This is a genomic window from Clavibacter tessellarius (assembly GCF_001618005.1).
Classification (GTDB): domain Bacteria; phylum Actinomycetota; class Actinomycetes; order Actinomycetales; family Microbacteriaceae; genus Clavibacter; species Clavibacter tessellarius_A.
The window spans coordinates 86,306-93,076 of the sequence record NZ_LQXA01000034.1 but is presented as its reverse complement, the minus strand read 5'-3'; the positions used below and the strand labels follow the sequence as shown (position 1 = coordinate 93,076).

At 75.6% G+C, this 6,771-nt stretch carries 5 protein-coding genes; 3 read left to right on the top strand and 2 right to left on the bottom strand.

The genetic code is table 11. The features are described from left to right. Positions 1 to 210: 210 nt before the first annotated feature. Positions 211 to 846: a TetR/AcrR family transcriptional regulator gene (locus AWH51_RS08960; protein WP_063071732.1), complete on the bottom strand. Its 636-nt coding sequence runs from the start codon at positions 844 to 846 to the stop codon at positions 211 to 213. Positions 847 to 956: 110 nt separating this feature from the next. Between AWH51_RS08960 and AWH51_RS08955 the strand changes: the two genes are divergently transcribed. Then, entirely contained in the window at positions 957 to 2,237 is a 1,281-nt protein-coding gene (locus AWH51_RS08955) for an MFS transporter (RefSeq protein ID WP_063071731.1), read from the top strand. A 71-nt stretch (positions 2,238 to 2,308) separates the two neighbouring features. Then, positions 2,309 to 4,807, top strand: coding sequence for a beta-glucosidase H (locus tag AWH51_RS08950; RefSeq protein ID WP_063071730.1), 2,499 nt, complete (start codon positions 2,309 to 2,311; stop codon positions 4,805 to 4,807). Positions 4,808 to 4,874: 67 nt separating this feature from the next. Here AWH51_RS08950 and AWH51_RS08945 read toward each other — a convergent pair whose 3' ends face one another. Continuing rightward, complete coding sequence (locus AWH51_RS08945) at positions 4,875 to 5,870, bottom strand: stage II sporulation protein M (RefSeq protein WP_063071729.1); 996 nt, start codon at positions 5,868 to 5,870, stop codon at positions 4,875 to 4,877. A 16-nt stretch (positions 5,871 to 5,886) separates the two neighbouring features. On the opposite strand from AWH51_RS08945, the gene AWH51_RS08940 reads away from it, so the two are divergent. Then, positions 5,887 to 6,756, top strand: a complete 870-nt coding sequence (locus tag AWH51_RS08940) for an RDD family protein (protein WP_063071728.1) — start codon at positions 5,887 to 5,889, stop codon at positions 6,754 to 6,756. Positions 6,757 to 6,771 lie beyond the last annotated feature (15 nt).

Sequence of the window (6,771 nt, the reverse complement as noted above, 5' to 3'; positions counted from 1 at the left end):
GAGGCGGCCGTCCGCCGGCTCGGCGCCGACGTCGTCACGGGCGCGCCCGCGGACCTGCCGCCCGCGCTCGCCGACCGGTACATCCGGTTGAAGGCCACCGGGCGGCTCTGAGCGCGGGCGTCTCCCCGGCCGGCGGCTCCCCGGCCGGCGTCTCCCCGGCCGGCGGCTCCGGGGCCGGCGCCGCGAGGCCGGACGGAGCGCGCGGCGGGATCAGGCGGGCGCCGACGCCGGATCCGCGGACGGCACGGGCAGCGCCCCGCCGCTGAGCGCGCGGACGGCCCGCTCGAGCGCGTCCCGCATGTCGATCTCCGGACGGTAGCTCCACTGCAGCTGCAGCCCGTCGCTGATGGCGACCGCGACCCGGGCGAACCCGTCCGGGTCCATGCCGTCCGGCAGGACCACGTCGAGCGCGCGCACCTGGTCGGCGACCGCGCCCACGACGCGCGCGTAGCGGCCGGCGATGTAGGCGTGCGCGGGGTGCTCGGCTCCGGCGGCGTCCACGACGAGCCGCGAGTAGAGGGCCACAAGGCCGGGCGTCTCCGCGTTGCGCGAGCTCGCGTGCAGGAGCATGCCGACCATGTCGCTCGGGTCGGCGTCGGGCACGGCCTCGCGGTGGTCCGCCGCGGAGTGCACGTCGCGCTCCTCGAGCACGGCGGCGATGAGCGCCTCGCGCGAGTCGAAGTAGTGGAGCACGCCGGCCTTGCTGATGCCCACGGCGTCGGCGATCTCCTGCAGCGACGACGCGGAGTACCCGCGCTCGGCGATGAGGTCCATGGCCGCCTCGAGGATCTCGCGACGTCGCGCCGCGCCCTTGGCGTAGCGCCGCGGCCCCTCTGCCCCTGCCATGCCTCGACCCTAGCGATCCCGGGCGTCCACCAATGCCTACCGATGGTCGGTTTCCCGTGCTACCGTCGTGCCGAGCCGCCGATGAGGGCGGCCCGACACCAGGAGGCACCGTGGCCGACGCAGTCCGAGAGCAGCAGACCCGGGGCGCGTCGCGTCCCCACGACGGCGGACCGGACGGTGGTCGCCCGCCGGGATCCCGCCGTGCCGAGATCGGGATGCCCATCGCGCTCCTCGGCCTCTTCGTGGCGCTGCTCCCGCCCATCATCGTGTCGCTCGCGCTCAAGGTCGCCGAGGTCGCGCCCGACAGCACGGCAGGCACGCTGAGCCTCGTGCTCGGCCTCGGAGCGCTCGTCGCCCTCGTGGTGAACCCGCTCGCCGGCCGCCTCTCCGACCGCACCCCCGGCCGCTTCGGCATGCGGCGCCCGTGGATCATCGGCGGCGTCGTGCTCGGCTACGGCGCCCTGATCCTCCTCACCCAGGCGACGACCGTGCTCGCGCTCGTCGGCGCGTGGATGCTCGTGCAGGCGTGCTTCAACGCCGCCATCGCCGCGCTCATCGCGGTCATGGCCGACTCCACGCGCCCCCGGAACCGCGGCCGGGTGGCCGCCGCCGTCGGCGTCGCGCAGAACGGCTCGCTCGTCGTGGGCACCTTCATCGTGCAGCTCTTCACCACCACCACGCAGCAGGTGCTCGTGCCGGGCGCGATCGGCGTCGCCGTGGTCGTCGTCTTCGCGCTCGTCTTCCGCGACCGCGTGCTCGCCGAGCGCCCGCCCGCGCGCCTCAGCGTGCGGGAGCTCCTCGGATCGTTCGTGTTCGACCCGCGCCGCAACCCCGACTTCGGCTGGGCGTGGCTCATGCGCTTCCTCCTCACGGCGTCCTCCGTGACGGCCACCAACTACCTCGCCCTCTACCTCATCGACGATCTCGCGGTCGCGGAAGCCGACGTGGCGAACGCCGTGTTCGTCGCCACGCTCTTCAACGCGGTCGGCGTGGTCGCGACGACCTTCGTGGCCGGCTGGCTGAGCGACCGGCTCGGCCGCCGCAAGGTGTTCGTCGCCGCCGCCGCGCTCGTCACGGTCGCGGGCCTCGTGATCCTCGCCCTCGCGCCCAGCCTCGCCGTCGTCTACGCCGCGCAGCTCGTGATCGGGGCGGGCATCGGGTCGTTCTACGCGGTCGACCTGGCGCTCATCACCGACGTGCTGCCGAGCGACGCCGACAACGGCAAGGACCTCGGCGTCGTGAACATCGCGCAGGCGCTGCCGCAGTCGCTCGTGCCGACCGCCGCGAGCGGCGTGGTGGGCATCGCCGGCTACCCGGGTCTGTTCCTCGCGGGCGCCGCCGCCGGGGTCCTCGGCGCGCTCGCCGCCTTCCGCGTGAAGGGCGTGCGATGACCGCCGACCCCGCATCCGCCGCCGACCGCGGGCCCACCCGACCCGACGCCCACGTCCCCCCAGGAGCACCCATGGACCCGCACGACACGCACGACGCCGCCACCCCGCTCGACCCCGACACCGCCCGCCTCGAGGGGCTCGCCGGGCGCCTCACCCTCGAGCAGAAGGTGCAGCTGGTCACCGGGCGCGACTTCTGGACCACGTGGCCCGTCGAGGCGATCGGCCTCCGCCGCCTGCTCGTCTCCGACGGCCCGAGCGGCGTGCGCGGCGAGGTCTGGGACGAGCGCTCCCCGTCGCTCAACCTGCCCTCGGCCTCCGCGCTGTCCTCCAGCTGGGACACCGGGATCGCCGCCCGCTACGGCCGCGCCTCCGCGGTCGAGGCGCGCCGCAAGGGCGTCGACGTGGTGCTCGGCCCGACCATCAACCTGCACCGCTCGCCCTACGGCGGCCGGCACTTCGAGGCGTTCAGCGAGGATCCGCTGCTCACCGCCGACCTCGCCGCCGCGTACGTGCGCGGCGTCCAGGAGAACGGCGTCGGCGCGACCCCCAAGCACTACGTGGCGAACGAGTACGAGACCGACCGCTTCACGGCCGACAGCGTCGTGTCCGAGCGGGCGCTGCGCGAGCTGTACCTCGCGGCGTTCGAGAAGGCCGTCGTGGAGTCGCGCGCCTGGCTCGTGATGAGCTCCTACAACTCGATCAACGGCACGACCTCCACGGAGAGCGACCTGCTCGAGACGCCGCTCAACTCCGAGTGGGGCTTCGACGGCGTGGTGGTCAGCGACTGGACGGGCGTCCGCAGCGTGGACGCCGCGCGCGCGTCGCAGGACCTGGAGATGCCGGGCCCGGTGGGCGCCTGGGGCGACGCGCTGCTCGCGGCCGTCCGCGACGGCCGCGTGCCCGAGGCCGACCTCGACCGCAAGGTCGTGCGCCTGCTGCGCCTCGCCGCCCGCGTCGGCGCGCTGGAGGGCTTCGACGCCGTCGTGCCCGCGCCCGTCGAGGTCGAGGACGGCGTCGCGTTCGCCCGCACGGCCGCCGCGGCCGGCGCCGTGCTCGTCCGCAACGAGGACCGCGCCCTGCCGCTCGACGCGTCGGCGCTCCGCTCCGTCGCCGTCATCGGGCACAACGCCGTCGAGGCGCGCACGCAGGGCGGCGGCAGCGCGACCGTCATCCCGGAGCACGTCGTCACGCCGCTCGACGGGATCCGCGAGGCCCTCGGCGACGGCGTCGAGGTGCGGTACGCCCGCGGCGCGGTCGTGCAGAAGGGGATCCAGGAGCTGCCGCTCGCCGAGATCCGGAACCCCCGCACGGGCTCCCCTGGCGCCCTCGTGCGCTTCCTCGACGGCGACGGCGCCGAGGTCTTCACGGAGGACCGCCGCGCCACGACGCTCATGTACTTCGGCGGCGACGCGCCCACCGGCACGGCCGCCGTCATCGAGATCACGACCCGCTGGACCCCGCCGGAGACCGGCGAGGTCCTCGTCGGGTTCAGCGCGACCGGCCGCGGCCGCGTCTACGCCGACGGCGCGCTCCTCCGCGAGGACGGCGCCGCCCCCGTGGGCATGGACCTCGGCGCGAGCCTGATGTCCCCGCCGTCCATCTCGGCCGAGCTCCGGGTGACCGCCGGCGAGCCGGTGGACCTCCGGGTCGAGTTCGAGCTGACGTCCGCTCCCGGCGGCCTCGCCGGCATCCTCGGCATCACGGTGGGCCTCGAGGCCGACGAGTCGGCGCCCGACCGCCTCCTGGACGAGGCTGCCGAGGCCGCGACCGGCGCGGACGTCGCGATCGTCGTGGTCGGCACGAACGCGCAGGTCGAGTCGGAGGGCTTCGACCGCGACTCCCTCGCGCTGCCCGGGCGCCAGGACGAGCTCGTGCGCCGCGTCGCCGCCGCGAACCCGCGGACGGTCGTGGTCGTCAACTCCGGCTCCCCCGTGCTCCTCCCCTGGCGCGACGACGTGCAGGCCGTGCTCCTCGCCTGGTTCGGCGGCCAGGAGTTCGGCGGTGCCCTCGCCGACGTCCTCACCGGCGCCGTCGAGCCCGGCGGCCGCCTGCCCACGACGTGGCCGGCCGCGGAGGAGGACGTGCCCGTGCGGTCCGTCACGCCGGTGGACGGGAAGGTGGTCTACGACGAGGGGATCCACGTCGGCTACCGCGCGTGGCTCCGCGCCGGCGCGACCCCCGCGTACCCGTTCGGCCACGGCCTCGGCTACACGACGCACGCCCTCGACGACCTGCGGGTCGCGGAGGACGGCGCGGGAGGGATCACCGCGACGGTCCGGGTGACGAACACGGGCGACCGCGCGGGCAAGCAGGTCGTGCAGGCCTACCTGTCGCGCGAGGCCTCCGCCGTCGACCGGCCCGTGCGCTGGCTCGCGGGCTTCGCGGCCGTCGAGCTCGCGGCGGGTGCGTCCGTCGACGTGGACGTGGCGGTGGGCGCGCGGACGTTCGCGCACTGGGACGGCGGCTGGCGGCGCGAGCCCGGCGCGTTCCGCCTGCACGTCGGCACCTCGGTGGCGGAGACGCCGCTCGAGGCCGACGTCGATCCGGCGGGCGGTGCGACCCCAGCCTGACCGCGCGGCGCGACCCGCGCATCCGGCACGACCCGCGAGGCGGGCGGACGGCGGATACGGACCGGGCTCAGCCCGCGACGATCCGCCGGCCGCCCGCCTCGAACTCGTCCAGGTCGCCCGTCGCGCCCGCGCGCACGGCCCGGCCGCCGACCACCACCATGTAGAAGAGGAACGCCCCGAGCGCCACGACGCCGATGCCGACCTTCACGGGCACGGGCCACGGCTGCGGGGTCACGAAGCCCTCGATGATCCCCGACGCCAGCAGCACGAGCACGAGCCCCATCGCCACCGTGATGAGCGCGCGCCCGTCCTCGGCGAGCGCCTGCCCGCGCGTGCGGGCGCCCGGCGCGATCCACGACCAGGAGATGCGGAGCCCCGCGGCGGCGGCCACGAAGATCGCCGTCAGCTCCAGGAGGCCGTGCGGGAGGATGTAGGAGAAGAACGTGCCGCCCTCGCCGTAGTGGAACATGACGGCGGTCGTCGTCCCGATGCCCTGCGCGTTCTGCAGCAGCACGTACGGCACCCACACGCCCGTGATGCCGAAGGCCACGCACTGCGCCGCGATCCACGCGTTGTTGGTCCACACCTGGCCCGTGAACGAGGCCGCCGGGTTGGCGCTGTAGTAGTCGACGAACTGGTCGTCGGCGTACTTCCGGAGGTCGGCGTCGCTGCCGAGGGCCGCGATCGCCGACGGGTCGCGGAGGATCCAGGTGGCGTAGAGCGCGATGAGGCCGACCGTGGCGAGGGTCACCGCGAGGGTGAGCCAGCGGATCCGGTACAGCGCCGCCGGCAGGTCGAGCGCGAAGAACGCCGGGATGCGCGCGGCCACGTTCGTGGTCTCGCCCGTGAAGCGCATGCGGGCCCGCGAGAGCGCGATGGAGAGCCGGTCGCCCTGCGCGGTGGATCCGGCCGCCGCCTGGATCGCGGACAGCTCGGCCGCGCCCGCCTGGTAGCGGTCGACGAGCTCGTCGGCGTCGGGTCCGGTGAGCCGGCGCCGGCCGGCGAGGCGGGCGAGCCGGTCCCACCCGTCCCGGTGGGCGGCGGTGTAGGCGTCGAGGTCCATCTGCTTGACTATATGCATGGCGGCAGCCGACGCGCACGATCCGGGCATCTCGGGCGATCCCGACGCGCTCGTCGTCGGCGAGGCCGTGGCCCTCGACGTCCGTCCGGCGGGCTTCGTCCTGCGGGCCGCGGGCGCCGCGATCGACGTGCTCGCCTCGGTGGCCCTCGCGGTGCTCCTCGCCTTCGGCATCCTCGGGCTCGTCCGGGCGCGTGTCCTGGACGAGTCGTCGACGGCCGCCTGCGCCGTCATCGCGGTCGTCCTCTCCCTCGTCGTGCTGCCCGTCGTCGTCGAGACGGCGTCCCGCGGACGCTCGCTCGGCCGCTGGGCGGTCGGCGCGCGCATCGTCCGCACGGACGGCGGCGGGATCGGCCTCCGGCACGCGGTCGCGCGGGCCCTCGTCGGCATCCTCGAGGTCTACCTCACGTTCGGCGGCCTCGCGGCGCTCGTCGGCCTGCTGTCGCCGCGCTCCCAGCGCCTCGGCGACCTCGTGGCGGGCACCCGGTCGCAGCACGAGCGCGTGCCGGCGTATCCGCGCCCGCTGCCTCCCGTGCCGCCCCAGCTTGCCGCGTGGGCGTCTGAGGCCGACGTGGGCCGCCTCCCGGACGCGCTCGGCCGCCGCATCGCCCGCTTCCTCACGCAGCGCGACGCCATGGCACCCGCCTCCCGGGCCCGCCTGGCGCTCGAGCTCGCCGACGAGGCCGCTCCGCACGTGTCGCCGCTGCCGACGACGGATCCCGAGTCGTTCGTCCAGGCCGTCGGGGCCGTCCGCCGCGAGCGCGAGCACCGCGCGCTGATGATCGAGCGCGAGCGGCTGGCCGCGCTGGAGCCGATCCTCACCGGCCTCCCCCACGCGTTCCCGGCACGCGGCGCGTCCACCGGGTCCTGAGGCGCCGGCACCCGG

Excerpts from the sequence above, each read along its gene's own strand:
- AWH51_RS08950 (WP_063071730.1), top strand. The coding sequence starts at position 2,309 with ATGGACCCGCACGACACGCACGACGCCGCCACCCCGCTCGACCCCGAC.
- AWH51_RS08940 (WP_063071728.1), top strand. The coding sequence starts at position 5,887 with ATGGCGGCAGCCGACGCGCACGATCCGGGCATCTCGGGCGATCCCGAC.
- AWH51_RS08945 (WP_063071729.1), bottom strand. The coding sequence starts at position 5,870 with ATGGACCTCGACGCCTACACCGCCGCCCACCGGGACGGGTGGGACCGG.
- AWH51_RS08960 (WP_063071732.1), bottom strand. The coding sequence starts at position 846 with ATGGCAGGGGCAGAGGGGCCGCGGCGCTACGCCAAGGGCGCGGCGCGA.